Here is a 17,594-nt window from a genome sequence, read left to right on the forward strand (position 1 = left end):
TCTAACCCGTGCCCATAGCAAAGCCCAAAGCAAGGCCCAACGAAAAGCCCAGCCGCTATAGTTCAGGCTTCGCTCTTTGCTCTGGCTGAGGCCCGCTTCAATAACTCTTCAAGACGCCCCTGTTTGCGTTTCAGCGCCGACTTCCTGCTTTCGTAGTCTTCCTGGGGATCTGGGTTTAAGTCATCTATCGCGTCTTCGGTCTCTTGAAGTGCCTCTCGAATTTTTTCCACGGACGCGGCATCTTCTGCTTTGTCAAAAGCAATATCTTCCGCAAGGGTCTCTACATCGTCCATGCCGCGGTATCCGCTTTCCGCGGGGAGTACCTTTTGGTTCGCGGAAAGTTGGCGAGTAGTCATGAAGTTCGGAGAGACGATCTCAATGCCTTCGTCGCTCAGGGCATCCAACATTGCCGTCAGGAGAGACGATTTGGCGGAGATGAGGCTGCGGATGTCCTCGAGCAGCCCGGCAACTCTGTAGGTGACCGCAAAGTCGCCGAGTTCACGCACGTGGACAAAGCAGTCCGTCAAACCCGCAGCCTCAGCGGCCGCAAGCAATGCTCTTTTGGCATGGCTATGGGAAACGTCATAGCCGAGAGAGACTTCTCCGGTAATGATTGAGCCCGACGCTCGTACAACCTTAAGGGGTTGGGTGACCATAAAAATATTGGGCACCGTGACGAGGTCTCTAAACTCGGTTTGAATCTCGGTATGGAGTAAATCCATTTCGGTAATCCGACCCGTGAGATCCGCTACGGTGATGAAGTCTCCCGGACGGGCTTTGCGGATGGCCTTGAGCATAATGCCCGCGAGAATATTGCCAATAAACGTCGTCGAGGATAAGGCGATAGCTGCGCTAAGCAGCAGTCCTATGAGGCTCAGTAGCTGTCCGCGCAGCGCATCGCCAACGGGGAGGGCGGCTACAACGGCTAGGCCTCCCGCGAGCGTGAGCCCTAGCATGATCAGCTGAAACTGGAACTGCGCCTCCGGTTCTTCCTTCCAGCGTTGCCGCAGAAAAGCATTCACTGTCACCAGGATTAGCAGGGTGATCGCAATTGTCGCCAGCAGCGGCAAAAAAGGGGTAGTTAGATCTATAAATGCGCTCATAACGAAGGACTTCGTATAGGGTCAATAACTTTGCCGGGGTTAAGTATCGCCAGAGGGTCCATGGCTGCTTTCAGAGTTTGCATCAGGCGAATTTCGGTCGTGGAGCGCGATAGATGAAGATACGGTTTCTTTTCAAATCCAATGCCGTGTTCTGCAGAAACCGATCCGCCGATGCTCTCTAGGGGTTGGTAAACAGCCTGCTCAATCGTCTCCCGGTGCTGCTGGGCCTTCCCGTCAGGGGTTTGCACGATGATGTGAAGATTCCCGTCGCCCAGATGCCCAAAAATCCAGCAAACGCAGCCTTCGAGTTGCGCTTCCAATGAAGACGTTACCCCAGCGGTGTAGCTCTCCATAGCGGATACCGGGAGAGATACGTCGAAGATAACAGGAGGGCCATCCCGAAACGTTTGCTCGACGTCATCGCGGATCGCCCACAGGTTTTGTCGCTCCGTAGAAGACTGAGCAATGACAGCGTCAACGATCAGTCCCTCTTCAAGGGCTTTCTCTAGGGCTATTTCAAAACGTTGCTTATCCAGTTCCTGATTGCTGCCCTGCGCCTCGATGAGCGCATAGTAAGGATACTCCGACGACAGTGGCCGCCGATTCTTTGCAGGAGCTTCCGTGACTAGAGCGTAGAAATTGTTCCATAGCACTTCGTAGGCCGATAGTGCGCCGCCCAGCTCTCGATCCGCATGCTTCAGCATCTTTGGTACCGACTCAAAACTTTTGAACCCCACCAAGGCTATGTTTTCTGAGCTAGGCGCTTCTCGAAGTCGCAGGACCAGTCGCGTGATGACGCCTAAGGTGCCCTCAGTACCAAGGAAGAGCTGCTTGAGGTCGTAGCCTGCATTGTTTTTGATAAGGTGATTCATTGATGAGACCACCGTTCCGTCGGCCAATACAGCCTCCAGTCCCAACACCATATCGCGCATCATTCCGTAGCGGATCACTCGATTACCGCCCGCGTTAGTCGCGGCGTTGCCGCCGACCGTCGCAGTGCCTCTGCCACCGAGATCTAAAGGAAAGAAAAGATCGTGCTCCTCCGCGGACTCCTGAACCGTCTGGAGCGTCACGCCCGCTTCAACCGTCGCCGTCCGCTGCATGGGATCGATACTTTCGATGCTTCTCATCCGTTCAAGAGAGAGTATGAGTTGCTCGGGAGAGGCGTCCGCGCCACGGACAAGGCCTGTCAACCCACCCTGGGAAACGACGGAAACCTTGTGTTTGCTGCAGAGCTTCAAGACCTCAGAGACCTCCGCGGTGCTTTTAGGCCTTGCAATAGCAAGGGCACAGAGAGGATCGCTCCGCCAAACACCGGCGGCTCGCCCAGTAACATCCGGGCCTGTTAGGAGGCCACCCGGGCTCAGAACGCCCTCTAACTCTTCAAGCAAATTCATTCTGTGTTTCCTGAAATATCGGCTCTAAACACGAGCTTTCCCCTTGGGTGCCTCATTGTCCGTTTCAAGGCAAATAGGTTGGATTGCGAACCCCGGGGATTAAGTCTACTACGAGGCCCATGACTCTTATGCCCATTTGCCATCAACAGCTGTTGTATCCTCTGCTTGTTTAAGCAACGCAGAAAAATCATGAACCCTCCGCTGACAAGCAAACTGCCTCGAGTAGGGACGACTATCTTTACCCGTATGTCGGGTTTGGCACAGGCGCACAACGCCTTGAATCTCTCTCAAGGTTTTCCGGACTTTTCTCCACCCGAGGGGCTGGCTCAGGCCCTCGGTGAACACGCTTTGCGAGGCCATAATCAGTATGCACCTATGGCGGGCCTTCCGCGTTTACGTGAAGCGATCGCTGGGCAGCTTGCATTGCATCGAAATGTAGCGGTGGATGCGGACACGGAGGTTACCGTTGTCCCTGGGGCGACCGAGAGTATTTTTTGCGCCATTACCGCTGTGGTGAAGCCGGGTGACGAAGTTATCGTGCTCGACCCCGTATACGACAGCTATGAACCTGCGGTAGAGCTTGCAGGTGGCCGAACAGTGCATGTGCCCTTAAGGGCAGGGTCCTTCGACATTGACTGGGAAAAAGTAGAAAAGGCGATCAGTAAGCGTACAAGGCTGTTCATGCTCAATAGTCCTCACAATCCCTGCGGAAGCACTGTATCGGCGAGAGATTTAGATATTCTTGGGGAGCTTTCGCAGAAACACGGTTTTCTTGTTTGCAGTGATGAGGTGTATGAACATCTGGTTTATGACGGGCGGACGCACTGCAGTGTGCTTCAGCATCCGGTGCTAAGAAGCAGGAGCTTTGCGCACTTTTCCTTTGGCAAGACCCTGAGTGTAACGGGATGGAAGACTGGTTACTGTGTTGCGCCACCGGAGTTGACTAATGAACTGAGAAAAGTGCATCAGTACGTAGCTTTTGTTGCGGTAACGCCTGTGCAGCACGCCTTGGCGGATTTTCTGGAAGCCCAGCCGGATTACCCCACGAGTCTCGCGGGTGACTATCAGCGCCGTAGAGACCTATTTTTAACTGCTCTTTCTGGCTCAAGGTTCTCATGGACAGCGGCTGCGGGGAGCTATTTTCAATTGCTGGATTACAGCGAGATTAGTGATGAACCTGATACAGAGCTAAGCGAACGTTGGACACGAGAGTTGGGTGTCGCCTCCATTCCCGTATCGGTATTTTACGAAACACCCCCAGAACAGCGTGTTTTACGTTTCTGTTTTGCAAAGTCAGACGAAGTGCTGCTGAAGGCAGCGGAGCGATTATGCGAGATTTAAGAGTGACCTTGGTGCAACAGGCTTTGGTGTGGGAAGACCCCATAGCAAACCGTGATAATTTGGCCAGAGTGCTGCAGGAAGCTCAGCCAAAAACGGATCTAATATTGCTGCCCGAAATGTTCACCACGGGCTTTTCCATGAACGCCGAGGCTAACGGGGAGCCGGCGGGCGGCGAGACGCAAGACTGGCTGCAATCTCAAGCGCGGAGCTTTGATTGCGCGATTGCGGGGTCTGTGGCAACGCGGGATGACGGCGGTGTTTTTAATCGACTGCTGTTTGCGACTCCCGAACGCGTCGAGACTTATGACAAGCGTCATTTGTTTCGGATGGCGGGTGAGCACAATCACTATGCGTCGGGGAATGAGCGCGTCGTTTTAGAGTGGCGAGACTGGAGAATAAAGCCGGAGATCTGCTACGACCTACGCTTTCCGGTGTTTAGTCGCAATCGAGATGACTATGACTTGTTGTTTTTCGTGGCGAACTGGCCATCACCCAGAGCGCACCACTGGCGGGCACTTCTGCAGGCGCGAGCTATTGAAAATCTGGCCTGTGTGGTTGGCGTGAACAGGGTAGGGATGGATGGCAATGCGCTGGAGTATAGCGGCGACAGCATGGCCTTTGACCAGCACGGATCGGTGCTTCTGGATCTAGGCTCTCGCGCTGCGGTAGAAACAGTGTGTCTCAGCGCCTCGGCGCTGATGGATTATCGAGAGACCTTTCCGACGGCGCTGGATGCGGACCGCTTCACAGTGGAGCTGTAGGTGGTGGGCGAGTAACTCGCGGGTGTTATCCACTGTTGGTGGACGCACCTGCGGTCTCGCAAGTAGCTGCTGATGGCCGAAGTTATTTCGGTGTTACTGCCGCCGATACGGGTCGGTTCTGCAATAGATGGCATGACGGATCTCCAAGGTGCGAGCAATAAGGCACCAAGTCACAGGTTTTGAGGCACTCGGAGTATTTTTCACCAAATGCACGGGTTTGCGACGGAGGGGCACGTCGCACGGGTAGATCTAAAAGAGTCACAATGTCCATGCCTCGACATTAGCGTTACTCGTCTATCCGTTCACCTGCACTGAAGGAAAAGCGCGAAATCGATCACATTTCCGCGCGGCTTAATTCCTGATTGTGAAGAGAGTCACACTATCTCTTCGGCATGCTCACAACAAAGACCCCGCGGAGTTCGTTGAGGCTGTATCCCGTGGCCTCATCGTTAGGGTACCGCGCGTCGATGATCTTTAATGTATCCGCAGAAATATCCGTTCCCTCTTGCCCGTGGCATTGAAGGCATAGGCCATTGGTCACGATGGGATAAAACCCTACCGCATGATCATCCTTGTCCGTAATCAGAGGCTTAACGGGTTCGTTGGCCGCCAGTAGCAACTTCGCTTCGGCGATATAGGCAAGTTCGGCTTTCGCGGCTTGGTTTTTTGGATTGCGGGGGCGGTCGCTCACACGAGACACTTCCGCTCCGGTTTGCTCAGACAGCGAACGGGTGATAGTGAGGGCGTTTTCGTTACAAAATTCTACTGCGGTAGTTGGGCCGCCATTAGCCATGGCTTGCTGAAGCTGTCCTCCCAGCTCTTTTTTTGCCAGTAGAGCGATCTCCTTCCCGCGTTCAAGGGATCTCTGTTCTGGATGAGAAGCCTGCGCATGGGCAGTGCCCAAACCAAGGGCAAGAAGCCCACAATAGAGAGCCGCTGTCGACGGCCAAAAGTTAATCATCCTTCAGCCCAGACTTTAATCAGTTCATCGTAGGGGACTGTTTCGCCTTGGGGCTTTTCGTTAGCAAGTTTCGCTTTAGGAGCTCCGGGCTGATCCAGCCAGTACTGGTTTTCTCGGGGCTCGTTCAGCGCAGGTCCGCACTCTCCAAGTACGCCATGTTGCTCGAGACGCTCCATGATGCGGTCTTGCTGCTGCGCAAGCGTATCCATAGCGACCTGCGGTGAGACCTCTCCGCTCACCGCATTGGCAACGTTCGCCCACCATAGCTGCGCGAGCTTGGGGTAATCGGGAACGTTGGTCCCTGTGGGTGTCCATAATGTTCTCGCGGGACTCCGATAGAACTCAACAAGGCCTCCCAGTTTCGGAGCCAGGTCTGTCATGGCTTGGGCATCCAGATCAGATTTTCGGATGGGAGTCAGACCCACCAGAGTCTTCTTCAATGACACAGTTTTTGCGGTGACAAACTGAGCGTAGAGCCAGGCGGCTTTGCGCCTCTCCAATGGTGTGCTCTTGAGTAAAGTCCAGGATCCTGTGTCCTGATACCCCAGCTTCATACCTTCGCTCCAGTACGGCCCATGCGGTGAGGGCGCCATGCGCCATTTAGGAGTGCCGTCTTCATTGACCACCGCTAACTCAGGTTTGATCATGTCTGCAGTAAATGTCGTGTACCAGAAAATCTGCTGAGCGATGTGCCCTTGCGCAGGTACTGGCCCTGCCTCGGAGAAGGTCATGCCGCCCGCTTCCGGAGGGGCAAAGCGCTTTAGCCAATCCATGTATTTTGACAGCGCGTAGACGGCAGCTGGGCCGTTAGTGGCTCCGCCGCGACTGACGCTGGAGCCAACGGGCCTGCAATCCTCAACACGTATCCCCCATTCATCCACGGGCAAGCCATTGGGGATTCCTGCGTCGCCGGCGCCAGCCATGGAGAGCCAGGCGTCAGTAAAGCGCCATCCCAATGAGGGATCTTTCTTACCGTAATCCATGTGACCGTACACGCGTTCGCCGTCGATTTCTTTCACGTGCACACTGAAGAACTCAGCAATATCTTCGTAGGCGGACCAATTCACCGGAACGCCTAAAGGATAGCCATAGATCGATTCGAACTGTTCCTGAATAGCCGGCGTTGTAAACCAGTCGTAGCGGAACCAGTAAAGGTTGGCGAATTGTTGATCCGGGAGCTGGTAGATTTTTCCATCGGGACCGGTGGTGAAGCTGATGCCAATGAAATCTTCCAGATCCAACGTGGGGGAGGTCACCCCCGCTCCGTCGCCTGCCATGAAGTCACTGAGTGGGACCACATAGCCATAGCGCGCATGAGTACCGATTAAGTCGGAGTCGTTGACGTAGGCATCGTAGACGTTTTCGCCAGTCTGCATTTGAGTCTGCAGTTTCTCGATGACATCGCCTTCCTGTATCAGGTCGTGTGTGACCTTGATGCCAGTAATGTCGAAAAACGCTTTAGTGAGCTGTGTGCTCTCATATTCGTGAGTCGTCAGGCTTTCTGAGGCGACGTTGATCGACATGCCTCGCAGGTCTTTTGCTGCGCCAGTGAACCAGGCCATCTCAGCGAGTTGCTCGTCGCGGGAGAGCGTTGATGGTTGGAATTCGTTGACCCAATCTGCTGCCTTAGCGGCAAAGTCCGCTGGAGTGCTAACGGGGGCGTCGGTTTTCTGGTCAGAGCATCCAGCAAGGCTGCCTGCAAGAAGAACGACGGACGATGTAACCGCGGCGAGGAACTGCGAAGTCTTCACGATGATTGTTTACCCTGACTGTTTGAGCGCTCAGTATAGAGAGCTTAGCCCCAGCGCATAAGTAGTGCTGCCCAAACTGCCGATAAAGCCGAGGCGACGAGGAGTCCGTCTGTAAGCAGACCAAGCCACAGTAGATGGATGAAGGCAGCGCTAAGGAGACTGATAAAAAATCGATCGCCGCGAGTTGTCGCGAAAGGTAAGAAGCCGCTTTCACGGACGGTGGGACGAAAGAGTTCCCAAACAGTGAGAACCACGAGTGCTGCTGCGATGCCTCCAAAGAAGATTGCCGTGGGCGTAGTCCACGCCATCCAGTTCATGACACTCGCCCCAGAGCAAAGCCCTTCACAAGATCCTTGCGCACAAACCAGACCACCAAGACCCCTGGCAGCACCGTCAGAACCCCGGCTGCGGCCAGCACGCCCCAGTCTATGCCCGACGCACTGACGGTTCTGGTCATCACGACGACTATTGGTTTTGACGACGCTCCGGATAAGGTGCGAGCCAGTAGAAGTTCCACCCAACTAAACATGAAGCAGAAGAACAGCGTCACACCAATGGCGCCGCGATTGATCGGGAGAAATACACGCACGAAAAAATACAGAAAACTGTGCCCGTCTATTTGAGCCATTTCGTCCAGCTCTGTGGGCACCCCCGAGAAGAAACCTTCCAGAATCCAAACAGATAGAGGCACAGTGAAAAGGCAATGCGCCAGTGCGACGGCAAGGGGCGTATCGAAAAGACCGACGGCAGAATAGAGCTGAAAAAACGGCAGAAGAAACACTGCCGGAGGTGCCATCCGGTTTGTCAGTAGCCAAAAGAACAGCTGTTTATCGCCAAGGAATCGGTAGCGAGAAAACGCATAGGCAGCCGGGATAGCCACCGCCAGAGAGATGAGCGTATTCATCGTTACATAGCTTAGAGAGTTGATGAATCCCTCATACCAAACCGGATTGGAAAAAATCTCGGCGAAGTTCGCCAGGGTTGTTGTCGGGGGGAGGAAGGAAAACTCGCCAACGATATCTGCGTTGCTGCGCAATGACATGGACAGCAGCCAGTAGAGCGGCAGTAACAGATACAAGCCGTACAGAATGAGTATCCCGCGACTGATCCCCAGTCTATTTGTGGTCGGGCTATTCATCATCGCTACGCACCACGCTGGTGTAGAAAACCCAGCAAAACAAAAGAATGAATAGGAAATAGATCACGGAGAATGCTGCCGCGGGTCCAAGGTCAAACTGGCCCACGGCCATGGTCGCCAGATGTTGGCTAAGCATCGTAGTCGCGTTCCCAGGACCACCTCCGGTCAGTACAAAGGGCTCCGTGTAGATCATAAAGCTGTCCATGAGCCGAAGGAGGATGCCGATGATCAATACGCCACGAAGTCGGGGTAACTCCACGTAGCGAAACACCTGCCATCGATTCGCGCCGTCTAGTTCCGCGGCCTGATAGAAGGGGCCGGGAATGGATGTGAGCCCCGCAAAGGACAGCAAGGCAATGAGGGAGGTCCAGTGCCAAACATCCATCGCCACGAGAGTAAGCCAGGCGTGCAGCGGCTCAGCGGTATAGTTATAGCTGATCCCAAGAGCATTGATGCTCCACCCCAGAAGTCCAATATCGGAGCGGGCAAACACCTGCCAAATGGTACCCACCACGTTCCATGGGATAAGGAGGGGGATGGCCAAAAGTATGAGTATGAGTGACGTGAAACGACTGTCCTTTGGTACCCCTTTGGCGACAGCTACTCCCAAGGGCACCTCGATGGCTAATATGGTGAGACTAAAGGCCACTTGTCGAAGGAATGCCTCGATAAAGCGTGGATCGTTCAGTGTCTCGCGGTACCACTCAAAACCTACGAAGAATCGAGAGTTGAAGTCGAGGATGTCCTGTACGGAGTAGTTCACGACCGTCATCAGCGGGATGACCGCGCTGAACGCCACTACCAAGAGTACGGGTAGTACACCCAGCCAGGCTCGATTGTTTTGTGGTTTAAACGAGCTCAATGTCTCTCACCTTACGCTGGCCGCTGTAAGCAACGCAGCGTGTCAGCTGCAACTGTAAGCGATCTCCGGGCTTGAGCGTGCTCTCCGGGATATCCCCCTGTATGGTTATTTCTCCGTGTGCGGTAGCTAGGGTGATTAACCCAAAGGGCTTTCCCTGTTGCGCGCCCTGAATGCGAGTACGTAACACTTTGCCGGTGATGATGCCCGCTTTAGAGGCCGCATCAGCTGTCGCGGCTTCTGCGTTTCCAATAACACTAGGAGCCACCCACTCGGGACGAAATCCTACTCGTTCCACGCCGCTGATACCCAGTGCTTCTGCGGGTAGAAAGTTCATCCCGGGGCTACCCACAAAGTGCCCGACAAACTCATGGGTGGGGGACGAATACAGCTCTTGGGGTGTGCCTGTTTGCACTATGCCGCCGGTGGAGAGTATGGACACTCGGTCAGCAAAGGTAAGCGCTTCTGTCTGATCGTGGGTCACGTAAATCATGGTGACTTTCAGGTCTGCTTGCACCCGACGCAGTGTCTGACGCAAGCGCCACTTTGTCCGCGGCTCTACGGCGGTGAGAGGCTCGTCCAAAAGAACCATACTGACATCCGGCCATACCAGGGCTTTACCCACAGCAACCAACTGTTTCTGGAAAAGCGAGAGAGACGCGGGCTTTTGGGTACGGATGCCGTCAATTTCCAGCTCTTTACAGATGTAGTCGATCCGCTCCGCAATCAATGCTGCGTCTGCTTTGCGTGTTTTTAGCGGAAAAGCCAGATTCTCAGCAACGCTTAAAGACTCGTACAACACAGGGAATTGGAAGACCTGAGCAACATTTCTCCGTCGCCCGGAGAGTTCAGATACGTCTTCCCCGTCGAAGCGAAGACTGCCGGAAGTAGGCACCAGGAGTCCCGATAAAATATTGAGCAGTGTTGTTTTCCCTGCGCCGCTGGCACCCAGGAGCGCATGGGCTTCACCGTTGGCAATCTCGAGGTTGAGATTAGCTAGCGTTTCGTCTGTCGCGCCGGGATATTTAAAGCTCAAATTGTTGAGGCTGATGTCCGCCATCAGAACTGCACCACGTCACGTTCTGCTGCGCTGACTTTGAGTGATTGCCCAATCTTCGGGGATAACATGCCGCTGTGGCGCAGCACCCAGTCATTGCCCTCTACCTGGCCGTGAACATAGGACTCGCTGCCGCTGGTTTCGTAAGCACTTACCTGCATATCAAAACTTAAGGCTGTTGTAGAAGGGTGCTCCGACGCGAGATATAGGTGCTCCGGTCGCAGCGCGCAGGGTTTTCCATGGCGATGGAAGCGATTGATGTCCGGGTCAGCCAATAGCGCCATAGCTTCAAAGGAGCTCGGGTTTTGGTAGACCTCGAGAGGAGGGCCAGATTGTATTTTTTGCCCCTTGTCTAGAAGCAACAAGCTATCACCCAGGGTGAAAGCGTCTCGAGGGTCGCTGCTGGTGTAAATGACGATGGTGTCTGAGGCATGAAGGAGTTCACGGAGTTCTACCTCCAGTGCCTCGCGTAGTTTGAAATCCAGGTTAACGAGGGGCTCATCCAGCAGTAAGACTCGGGCCTCTTTTGCCAGAGCGCGAGCAATGGCCAAGCGCTGTTGCTGGCCTCCGGAGAGCTCACTGGGGTAACGCCTAAGGAGCGCCTGAATATGCAGTTTCTCTGCGAGTGAAGCTACCTTTCGGCTGATGGTATCGCCATTGGCCTTTTGGGCTTTCAGCGGAGATGCAATATTTTCGAAGACCGTGAGGTTGGGATAGTTCACAAAGGCTTGATAAACCATGCTCACGGGACGCTCCCGCGGATTCAGCGAGCCCAAGGGCGCGCCGTCGAGGCGGACTGAGCCCTGAGCTCTGGTGTTTAAGCCTGCTATCAGCCTGCATAGGTCGGTTTTGCCCGACTGGTTGGCTCCCAGCACCACGGAAATTTCTCCAGGTGCAAAGCTGTGAGCGAAGCGATGCTCTCCGTCGGGCTTTAGTGAAACATCGCTTAAGCTGAGCATAGGGGTCTTGGTCTATCCGTCATGTTTTCGTTCTTTTCGACAGCGTTGGATGCTACACCCTGAAGGCTCTGGTCACCACGACCACGTGAGCTTATTGGTTTGGCCGGGATTATCGACATTCTTCCAAAAAGTGCGATCATGCTGCGCAACACATTTCACGGTATTGAGGGTCGAGTCCGTGAGCACAGAGAGCAATACGATAGGGGCAACAATTTTTGACTGAACCACCGGACGGATTCGAGTCACTTGTTCGCACAAGTCCATATCTTGAGTTACTCGGGCCTTTGTACAACAGCCGGCGTGGAAAAGAACTTGTTTTAGGGTTTTATGCTCAAGAGAAGCACTGCAACGCACGGGGTTTGGTGCATGGGGGTGTGTTTAGCAGCGTGGCTGATGTCGCCTTGGGTTACAGTGCTGCGCTCTCGGGAGAAGATCCTGTGCCGATGGTGACAGCGAGTCTCAATGTCGACTACGCGGGCTCCGCAAACTTGGGCGACTGGATAGAGGTGCATACCGACGTACAGCACGTCGGTCGACGCATGGCCTATGCCAACGCGTACTTTTCCGTAGAAGAAAGAAGGATTGTGCGTGCCAGCGCGGTGTTTAGCGTGACAGGCGCTGATTCATCGAAAAAGTACGACTGAGAGCCCGATTCAATTCGGGCAGTAAGGCGTACCTATAAGAACATTCATTTCAGAAGAGGAACGAGCAGTATGTTGAACCATTTGATGATCGGATCCAGCGATATTGAAAAAACCAAGTCCTTTTACAATGCGGTACTTGGCGTGCTGGGAGCGGGAGACCCCATCGAACACACCAATGACACCGGACAAAAACGTCTTTTTTACATACATGACGGCACTACCTTTGGTATCAGTGAGCCAATCAACGGCGAAGCGGTGACTACTGCGAACGGTTCGACCATTGGTTTTCTGTGTAATTCGCCAGAGCAGGTCGTAGAGCTTCACGACGTTGCCGTCGCTAACGGTGCGGTTTCGGTAGAAGATCCTCCAGGGCCGAGAGATAGCAGCATGGGTGTGATGCACTTGAGCTACTTTTTAGATCCAGACGGCCACAAAATTTGCGGTATTCACCGTCCTGGATAGTCCGCCGGATAGCGATAAAGGGATAGCGTAACAGGCTCGCTTTTTTAGGAGCCTGTCGAGCATGGAGATGTTTGCTCAGCCATCCCCGATTTTTGCGTTTACCGCTAGAGATGCTTCTTTTCGGTTAGAGATCGCATAGATGAGAGATACAATCAGCCCGAAAGTTATTATGGCTAAAGAAAAGTAGGACCAAGGCAGCGTAAACAGCTGAGACCGCATGAACTCGGGGTACTCTCTGGCGATCGAATCGAAAGCACGCAAGTGCGTTACCGAGACCAAGCCGAACGATATCGCCCACGCTTGGTACAGTATTGTAACTACAACAGATTGTGTCGCTGAAAGCTTTGCTCCCACGACATAAATCGTTGTGAGAAATGCAAAGGTAAGCGTGAGGTAAATGGTGAAACTGTTCATCGCAGCGTTCGCATGCGAATTGATCATTTCTATTACCTCTGGTTCGCTCATAGATTGCTCCTAGTTCTGAATAAAGTCGGCCTGGCGCTCTTCACCACATAAGATCGTCGGGAATCTCATAGTCTTTGTACCAGTCACTCTCTTCGCCATCTATGGCTTCAGCGGTCTCCTGAGCACAGAAAATCACTCGATGTTGATCTCGTTCAGCGATTTTATTGGCGACCTCTGCGGGAATTAATTCAAAACCGTCAGCGATTTGTGCGATGGCGATCTTGCCGGCAGCTAGAAGCTTCTGCTGCAGTCCTGACACGTAAAGTTTCTTTATCTTCTGTTGTGACGTGAAGTTGAAGCCTATGTCACCACCCTTGCGATCCAACTTGTTTTGAGTGATCAGCTGCACAATCTGCGCTTCAATCGCCTTGCGTTGGGCTTCTGCGTTGAGCGCCTGATTGAGCTCTCGGTCGCGAGCAGCTTTTTCGTCCCGGGCTTGTTGGGCCGCAAGTTTCACCTCATCTACCACGGTAGTTCGCGATTTCTGCGCTGTGCGCTTCTGCTTGCGCTTTTCCTTGTCCAGCTTCTTCGCGGTTTTCGCGTCGCTGAGGCCGGCATTAAGTAACTGGTCTTGGAGTGATCCGGCCATTGTCGTCTCCTGGTCGTCTCCTGATAGAGGGCTCGTGATTGAGATGTTCGCGTTGCGCAGGGAAAATACCGCTCGTGCCCGTGTTTTGCAAAGTGCCCGGAGCCCAAAAACCCTTAGACACCAGTGGTGTTAGATCTGGCCGCAGCTTAGAATTGCAGCCCTGCGCGTCGGTGCACACTCGACGCATAGCAATCTCATCAGGAGCGTAAATCGTGAGTACCAAGATAAAGGTCGAGAAGCCGTTAGTCATTCTTCACGGCGATGAAATGGCGCAGATCGCCTTTGAACGTCTGCTTGAGCAGTTTGTGACGTCCCGGCTCGAAATAGACCTGTTGGAGGTCGATTTATCCGCAGAAAAGCGCTTTACCAGCAATGGACAGGTCGTCCTGGAGGCGATTGACGCGTTGAAAGAGCACGGCGTGGGCATAAAAAACGCCGGGATGACCGTGAATCGCAGTCAGCTGGACGACTTACTTGCCAAGTACCCGGATATCAAAGAGTCCGAGCTCGACAAGCTGGCAACTAAATCACCTAATGGTGCTATCCGTAAGGGTATTGGTGGCAATATCACCCGGGAAGATATTGAGTTCAAAAATCTCACAAGTGTCCGCCCGGATTGGGTAAACCGCGATATTGAAGTGGATACCATGGAGAGTGGCGGGCTGGATTTCAGTTACAGCGAGCTGTCTAACGCCACCGGCGTAGCCAAGGTCATGTTTGTCGGAGGTAGCGGAGATCCCGTGGAACTCCACCGTCGCACCCTGAAAAAGGGTGATCCCTGGATGCTGGCGAACAACAGCCTTGAGGACGTAGAGGCTTGGGCGCATCGGTTTTTTCAGCGTGCTCTGGACGAAAAGCGCGACATCTATCTGGGCTTAAAAGACACGGTAGTACCGGGTTATGACGGTGTGATGCGCGCGGCTATCGAAGCCATTTACGAAAGCGATTACAAGGACCAAGTGGCAGCTGCCGGCCTGAACTATCACTACGAACTTATTGATGCGCAGGCGGCGCGCATTGTGTCCAATCCGCCAGAGCGCGCTCTTTGGGGTGTGCCCGACAACGTCAGTGGCATGAAGCTTTACAAGCTGGTTCAGCAGCTCAAGCACTACGGGCTACCTGAGCGTAAAGCGAACGTCTCGATTTCTCGTATGAGCGCGGGTGGTGGAGACCAGTACGGTAGTTACAACACGCCCGCGCCGGAAGATGGAATCATCAAGGTCGTGGTCGACGGTGTTGAAAAACACGCACGTATGGTTAAGGCCAAGGACCCGATACTGTTCATGTCCAACGATCGTGACGCGATTAAAGATTGGGTTAAGCAGGTGTTTAAGGATGCGTCGGTCAACAAGAAAGAAGTGTACTTTGGGCTCAAGCGGGAGTTCGTAAATTACGACGAGGTTTATAGCTCGATTATTCTGGAGATTCGGAAGGAGCTGGCGGCACTAGACACGCCTCCGCCTTCTTTCATGATCATGCGGCCGTCTCGTCAACTGAGTAAGATGATCTGCGACCCACCGCGATGGGGGCTGTATCCTGCGCAGAATCTTGATGGTGACATTTTCTCTGACATCTCGGCGGCCCTGGGCGGGAGTCTCGCAACGGCTAGCTCCGTAATCAAAAGCAAGGATGGCACTTTGCTCTACGAGGCGCCGCACGGCACCGCGCACGACCTGTATCTGCAGTACCTGGAGTCTGATGGCAAAGTCGCGAACTTCAATTCTTCGGCGTTGATTTTTGCTGTAGCCAATGCGCTAGAGGAGCTTGCGGGACGCGAAGGCAATCAGCCGCTTGCAGATTATGCCCAGTCTCTCAAAGCAGCGTTGATTGATACCGTCGCACAGGGAACGATTACCGGAGATCTCAAGGGTAAAACCCTTGATCCGGAGAAGGAAACGGTCGTGGATATGTACGGATTCCTCGACGCAATCGAAGGAAACCTCAATAAGTCATGAAGTATTGTTTGCTAGCACTCTATGGTGCGATGTTGCTGGGGTGTTCTGCGCCGCCCGCACAAGAGTTGGCAGGAACGTTGGTTGCCACGGAGAGTGGGCAGGTGCTGGGAGTCGACAGTGACCACCCGGTAGTACGCTGGACAGATATTCCTTATGCGGAGCCCCCAGTTGACGATTTGCGCTGGCGTGCTCCCAGGCGTTTGGAAGTGAGTCAGGAGCGTATTTATCCCTCGGAGAATGCAGTTCTTTGCCCGCAGGAGTCGGGAGAGATATCGGGTACCGAGGAGGGTGGCATTGTCGGGCAGGAGGATTGCCTGTATCTGGATGTCGTTGCACCTTTGGACTACGCTAACCGCAGTTATCCCGTGATGTTCTGGATTCACGGCGGGGGCAACACTTCGGGGCAAAAAGGCACCTACGATTACTCTGCGCTCGCTGCGCAGGAGGACGTCGTGGTAGTGACGATCAACTATCGCCTGGGACCCTTGGGCTGGTTTGCCCACCCGGCCTTGCAGTCTTCAGCCCAAGGCCTGGACGTCAGTGGAAACTTCGGCACTCTGGACATCATTGCGGCGCTGGAATGGACACAGCGAAACATCGCATCTTTTGGCGGTGATCCTGACAACGTCACCATTTTTGGCGAGAGCGCAGGGGGACGAAATGTATACAGCATGCTGGCATCGCCTCTCAGTGACGGGCTCTTCCATAAAGCGGTAGCTCAGTCTCCAACAGCTCAGAGTTATTCTCTTGAAGAAGCCTATAACGTCGGGATGGAGTTTCCCAATGTCAGTCGCGGGGCATGGCAGGTCGTGCAGGAATTGGGCAAAGATAACGATACTGTTAGCGCAGGGGATCTACGCAAGGTCCCCGTCAATGAACTCCTGCTTACCTACTCTGGTATTTACAAGGACCACGCAGAGCCGCTCATCGTCAACGATGGCGAGGTGATTCCGCTTGAGGGACTTATGGCGGCATTGGCCGACCCTCAGTATGCCAAAGACATTCCTGTCATCGCTGGATCAAATAGAGATGAGGTAACTTTGTGGCTGGGCCTTAGTCGCTACTTCGCTGATGCGGATGAAGTTTTGTTCGGAGCATTACCCCCTAAGGTCAGTATTCGCGAACCTGAGCTTTTCCGCTATTGGGTGAAGCAGCGAGGTCGTGGTTGGAAGGTACGCTCTGTGGATCAGGCGCTAAGCAATCTCGAGCATGCTGGATACAGCGACCTCTATGCCTATCGATTTGACTGGGATGAGCAGGCGGATAACTGGTTTGTACCTTTCTCACAGGTGCTGGGCGCCGCCCATGCCAGTGAAATCGCTTTTGTGATGGGCGCGCCCATGTACGGATCCGTAGGTGAATACATGTATCCGGACACGGACTCTGCCGACGCAATGACTCAAATCATGATGAGTGCCTGGGGCGAGTTTGCCCGCACGGGTTCTCCGGGCAGCGTCGAAGAATTAGGCTGGCCGGAGTTTACGAGCGCCAAGCCGGACGTGATGGTTCTGGATGCGGGCGCGGACAGGGTGAAGGTACTTCAGGACAGTCCAGGACTCGATGGTCTTCTTGAAGAGGTTGCAGTAACTCCCTCGCCGCTAAGCTCCACGGAGAATTGCATGCTCGTCTGGGAGTTGGTGACGACCGTGGGAGACGCGGCCTATGGCGCCTACGAGCAGTGGAATGGCGGAAGCTGTGCGTCCGTGGATGTGCCCGCCGAGAAGGCAGCGGTGCGGGCAGCACTTACTGAGAAGTACGGATCTCCCACATTGTTTTAGTCTTACTGGTCTTCGGCGGGCTCTGTCCACACGGCGAGTTCGTTTCCGCTGGGCTCAGTGAAGTGGAAACGCCGGCCGCCGGGGAACGAAAATATGGGCCTGGTGATAGTGCCTCCCGCTCTCACAATTTGCGCCTCTAGATTTTCGATCTCATCCGTATACAGAACGATTAGGGCAGCGCCTGTGTCAGAGCAGGACGCGTGCTCTGATCTGAAAAAGCCTCCGTCGACGCCTTGATTCGAAAATGACGAGTAGTCGGGCCCGAAGTCTTCAAAGGTCCAGCCAAAGACATTGCCAAAGAACTGCTTTGTGGCTTCCAGGTCGCGCGCATGGAACTCAATATAGTTAATCGTGTTTTTTGGGGTCATAGGTAC

Annotated in this window: 18 protein-coding genes; 6 read left to right on the forward strand and 12 right to left on the reverse strand. The window is 54.0% G+C overall.

Translation table 11 applies throughout. From position 1 onward, the window contains the following. Positions 1-62: 62 nt before the first annotated feature. A complete protein-coding gene (locus AB8B76_RS08430) occupies positions 63-1,103 on the reverse strand; it encodes a mechanosensitive ion channel domain-containing protein (RefSeq protein WP_405271642.1) in 1,041 nt (346 codons plus the stop codon). Next, positions 1,100-2,500 (reverse strand): FAD-binding oxidoreductase, encoded by a 1,401-nt coding sequence (locus tag AB8B76_RS08435; RefSeq protein ID WP_405271644.1) that lies wholly within the window; start codon positions 2,498-2,500, stop codon positions 1,100-1,102. The genes AB8B76_RS08430 and AB8B76_RS08435 overlap by 4 nt, the downstream gene beginning before the upstream one ends. A 189-nt stretch (positions 2,501-2,689) precedes the next feature. On the opposite strand from AB8B76_RS08435, the gene AB8B76_RS08440 reads away from it, so the two are divergent. Next, entirely contained in the window at positions 2,690-3,841 is a 1,152-nt protein-coding gene (locus AB8B76_RS08440) for a methionine aminotransferase (protein WP_405271646.1), read from the forward strand. Further along, positions 3,829-4,602 carry an amidohydrolase gene (locus AB8B76_RS08445; RefSeq protein ID WP_405271647.1) on the forward strand — a complete coding sequence of 258 codons (774 nt, stop codon included), beginning with the start codon at positions 3,829-3,831 and terminating at the stop codon, positions 4,600-4,602. The genes AB8B76_RS08440 and AB8B76_RS08445 overlap by 13 nt, the downstream gene beginning before the upstream one ends. Positions 4,603-4,981: 379 nt before the next feature. Here the strand turns inward: AB8B76_RS08445 and AB8B76_RS08450 are convergent, their stop codons facing one another. From AB8B76_RS08450 to AB8B76_RS08480, 7 genes are read right to left on the reverse strand one after another with little or no spacing between them, the layout of a single operon-like run. Further along, positions 4,982-5,563: a DUF3365 domain-containing protein gene (locus AB8B76_RS08450; RefSeq protein WP_405271649.1), complete on the reverse strand. Its 582-nt coding sequence runs from the start codon at positions 5,561-5,563 to the stop codon at positions 4,982-4,984. Next, a complete protein-coding gene (locus AB8B76_RS08455; protein WP_405271651.1) occupies positions 5,560-7,314 on the reverse strand; it encodes an ABC transporter substrate-binding protein in 1,755 nt (584 codons plus the stop codon). Before AB8B76_RS08455 ends, AB8B76_RS08450 begins: the two co-directional genes overlap by 4 nt. A 44-nt stretch (positions 7,315-7,358) precedes the next feature. Continuing rightward, complete coding sequence (locus AB8B76_RS08460) at positions 7,359-7,631, reverse strand: DUF2160 domain-containing protein (protein ID WP_405271653.1); 273 nt, start codon at positions 7,629-7,631, stop codon at positions 7,359-7,361. Next, complete coding sequence (locus AB8B76_RS08465) at positions 7,628-8,452, reverse strand: carbohydrate ABC transporter permease (protein WP_405271718.1); 825 nt, start codon at positions 8,450-8,452, stop codon at positions 7,628-7,630. Before AB8B76_RS08465 ends, AB8B76_RS08460 begins: the two co-directional genes overlap by 4 nt. Continuing rightward, the gene (locus AB8B76_RS08470; RefSeq protein WP_405271655.1) at positions 8,445-9,314 is read right to left on the reverse strand and encodes a carbohydrate ABC transporter permease; all 870 of its coding nucleotides are present in this window, start codon (positions 9,312-9,314) and stop codon (positions 8,445-8,447) included. Before AB8B76_RS08470 ends, AB8B76_RS08465 begins: the two co-directional genes overlap by 8 nt. After that, positions 9,301-10,371, reverse strand: coding sequence for an ABC transporter ATP-binding protein (locus tag AB8B76_RS08475; RefSeq protein WP_405271657.1), 1,071 nt, complete (start codon positions 10,369-10,371; stop codon positions 9,301-9,303). Before AB8B76_RS08475 ends, AB8B76_RS08470 begins: the two co-directional genes overlap by 14 nt. Further along, positions 10,371-11,327, reverse strand: a complete 957-nt coding sequence (locus AB8B76_RS08480; RefSeq protein ID WP_405271659.1) for an ABC transporter ATP-binding protein — start codon at positions 11,325-11,327, stop codon at positions 10,371-10,373. Before AB8B76_RS08480 ends, AB8B76_RS08475 begins: the two co-directional genes overlap by 1 nt. Before the next feature lie 215 nt (positions 11,328-11,542). Here AB8B76_RS08480 and AB8B76_RS08485 point away from each other — a divergent pair, with 215 nt between their 5' ends. Both AB8B76_RS08485 and AB8B76_RS08490 read left to right on the forward strand, forming a co-directional pair. Then, complete coding sequence (locus tag AB8B76_RS08485) at positions 11,543-11,971, forward strand: PaaI family thioesterase (protein ID WP_405271661.1); 429 nt, start codon at positions 11,543-11,545, stop codon at positions 11,969-11,971. Between the two features lie 69 nt (positions 11,972-12,040). Then, positions 12,041-12,433 (forward strand): VOC family protein, encoded by a 393-nt coding sequence (locus tag AB8B76_RS08490; RefSeq protein ID WP_405271662.1) that lies wholly within the window; start codon positions 12,041-12,043, stop codon positions 12,431-12,433. A 75-nt stretch (positions 12,434-12,508) separates the two neighbouring features. Here the strand turns inward: AB8B76_RS08490 and AB8B76_RS08495 are convergent, their stop codons facing one another. Both AB8B76_RS08495 and AB8B76_RS08500 read right to left on the reverse strand, forming a co-directional pair. Then, a complete protein-coding gene (locus AB8B76_RS08495) occupies positions 12,509-12,898 on the reverse strand; it encodes a hypothetical protein (protein WP_405271664.1) in 390 nt (129 codons plus the stop codon). Positions 12,899-12,938: 40 nt separating this feature from the next. Further along, on the reverse strand, positions 12,939-13,487 hold the full coding sequence (locus AB8B76_RS08500) for a DUF2058 domain-containing protein (protein ID WP_405271665.1): 549 nt from the start codon (positions 13,485-13,487) through the stop codon (positions 12,939-12,941). Between the two features lie 212 nt (positions 13,488-13,699). Between AB8B76_RS08500 and AB8B76_RS08505 the strand changes: the two genes are divergently transcribed. Further along, positions 13,700-15,442, forward strand: a complete 1,743-nt coding sequence (locus tag AB8B76_RS08505; protein ID WP_405271667.1) for an isocitrate/isopropylmalate family dehydrogenase — start codon at positions 13,700-13,702, stop codon at positions 15,440-15,442. Then, positions 15,439-17,220, forward strand: a complete 1,782-nt coding sequence (locus tag AB8B76_RS08510; RefSeq protein WP_405271669.1) for a carboxylesterase/lipase family protein — start codon at positions 15,439-15,441, stop codon at positions 17,218-17,220. The genes AB8B76_RS08505 and AB8B76_RS08510 overlap by 4 nt, the downstream gene beginning before the upstream one ends. Before the next feature lie 2 nt (positions 17,221-17,222). Here AB8B76_RS08510 and AB8B76_RS08515 read toward each other — a convergent pair whose 3' ends face one another. Beyond that, the gene (locus AB8B76_RS08515; RefSeq protein ID WP_405271670.1) at positions 17,223-17,588 is read right to left on the reverse strand and encodes a VOC family protein; all 366 of its coding nucleotides are present in this window, start codon (positions 17,586-17,588) and stop codon (positions 17,223-17,225) included. Between the last annotated feature and the right edge of the window lie 6 nt (positions 17,589-17,594).

This window comes from Congregibacter sp., from assembly GCF_045107095.1.
Classification (GTDB): domain Bacteria; phylum Pseudomonadota; class Gammaproteobacteria; order Pseudomonadales; family Halieaceae; genus Congregibacter.

Bases quoted from the DNA above. Each gene is read 5' to 3' on its own strand.
- AB8B76_RS08430 (WP_405271642.1), bottom strand. From the start codon at position 1,103: ATGAGCGCATTTATAGATCTAACTACCCCTTTTTTGCCGCTGCTGGCG.
- AB8B76_RS08435 (WP_405271644.1), bottom strand. From the start codon at position 2,500: ATGAATTTGCTTGAAGAGTTAGAGGGCGTTCTGAGCCCGGGTGGCCTC.
- AB8B76_RS08440 (WP_405271646.1), top strand. From the start codon at position 2,690: ATGAACCCTCCGCTGACAAGCAAACTGCCTCGAGTAGGGACGACTATC.
- AB8B76_RS08445 (WP_405271647.1), top strand. From the start codon at position 3,829: ATGCGAGATTTAAGAGTGACCTTGGTGCAACAGGCTTTGGTGTGGGAA.
- AB8B76_RS08450 (WP_405271649.1), bottom strand. From the start codon at position 5,563: ATGATTAACTTTTGGCCGTCGACAGCGGCTCTCTATTGTGGGCTTCTT.
- AB8B76_RS08460 (WP_405271653.1), bottom strand. From the start codon at position 7,631: ATGAACTGGATGGCGTGGACTACGCCCACGGCAATCTTCTTTGGAGGC.
- AB8B76_RS08465 (WP_405271718.1), bottom strand. From the start codon at position 8,452: ATGAATAGCCCGACCACAAATAGACTGGGGATCAGTCGCGGGATACTC.
- AB8B76_RS08475 (WP_405271657.1), bottom strand. From the start codon at position 10,371: ATGGCGGACATCAGCCTCAACAATTTGAGCTTTAAATATCCCGGCGCG.
- AB8B76_RS08480 (WP_405271659.1), bottom strand. From the start codon at position 11,327: ATGCTCAGCTTAAGCGATGTTTCACTAAAGCCCGACGGAGAGCATCGC.
- AB8B76_RS08490 (WP_405271662.1), top strand. From the start codon at position 12,041: ATGTTGAACCATTTGATGATCGGATCCAGCGATATTGAAAAAACCAAG.
- AB8B76_RS08495 (WP_405271664.1), bottom strand. From the start codon at position 12,898: ATGAGCGAACCAGAGGTAATAGAAATGATCAATTCGCATGCGAACGCT.
- AB8B76_RS08500 (WP_405271665.1), bottom strand. From the start codon at position 13,487: ATGGCCGGATCACTCCAAGACCAGTTACTTAATGCCGGCCTCAGCGAC.
- AB8B76_RS08510 (WP_405271669.1), top strand. From the start codon at position 15,439: ATGAAGTATTGTTTGCTAGCACTCTATGGTGCGATGTTGCTGGGGTGT.
- AB8B76_RS08515 (WP_405271670.1), bottom strand. From the start codon at position 17,588: ATGACCCCAAAAAACACGATTAACTATATTGAGTTCCATGCGCGCGAC.